This is a genomic window from Bacillus sp. 05T31 (assembly GCF_056396725.1).
Genome location: NZ_JBFTMA010001070.1, coordinates 1 through 988 on the forward strand (window position 1 = coordinate 1; position 988 = coordinate 988).

The following is a 988-nucleotide window of genomic DNA, read 5'->3' on the forward strand; positions in this document are numbered from 1 at the left end:
ATACTATGCATTGGACAGGTTAGGGGGAATTTTACTAAAAAAAAAGGAAAGAGAATTATTAGTTAAAAAAGGAGTTCATTTTACATATTACAATAAACCTGCTTTCCCTTATCTTTTTTCTTCTTTGGATCATCGGAATCATCGTCGTATTTCAGTTATTGATGGAAAGGTTGGTTACATTGGCGGATTCAACATCGGAAAGAAGTATTTGGGGGAAAAAGAAAAACTTGGTTATTGGAGAGATTATCATCTTCAAATACGAGGAGAAGGAGTTCAAGATTTAGAACACCAATTTGTATTAGACTGGAAGAAAAATTCAGAGAAATCGATTCCGATACACAATGCGGTAAAGGAAAAGGGAGCAACCTCGCAACGATTTACTGCATATTATAGTGGAAAAAAACTTGGACAAGATTATGCAATGCTGTTTCAACAAGCAAAAGAATCCATCATTATCTTAACACCTTATTTTATACCAAAAGACAGAACTATTTGGAACGCATTAGTAGATGCAAGAAAGAGGGGAGTCCGTGTCAAAATTCTATTCTCACCTCATTCGGATGCACTATTAGTTAAAGAAGCAGCATATCCATATATCCGAAAAGCATTAAAACAGGGGATGGAAGTATATGGTTATAAAAATGGGGTGTTACACGGTAAAGTATTTTTGATTGATGAAAAAGTATTGATGGTTGGGACCGTGAATTTTGATTCACGCTCGTTTCATTTAAATGAAGAAATGAACTGTTATATTCATGACCCTATCTATATTTCGAGAATAAAACCAGTGATTAATGCAGACTTACAAAATTCAAAGCAAGTAACATCCTCTGACGTCAATCAATTATCTATAAAAGAAAAAATGAAAGAAAAGGTTGCAAAAATGTTTGAGTATTATTTGTAAAGACAAAGTATTTTTATATTAGGGATAGTTTCACATTGCTATCAAGATAAGAAATGCAAATACCCCATATCCATCAAGCTAACA

General features: G+C 33.2%; 1 protein-coding gene. It reads left to right on the forward strand.

The features are described 5' to 3' along the window. Window positions 1-904, forward strand: a 904-nt coding sequence (locus AC1DJR_RS31405; protein ID WP_477004402.1) for a phospholipase D-like domain-containing protein, incomplete at its 5' end; no start/stop codon positions are given. Between the last annotated feature and the right edge of the window lie 84 nt (window positions 905-988).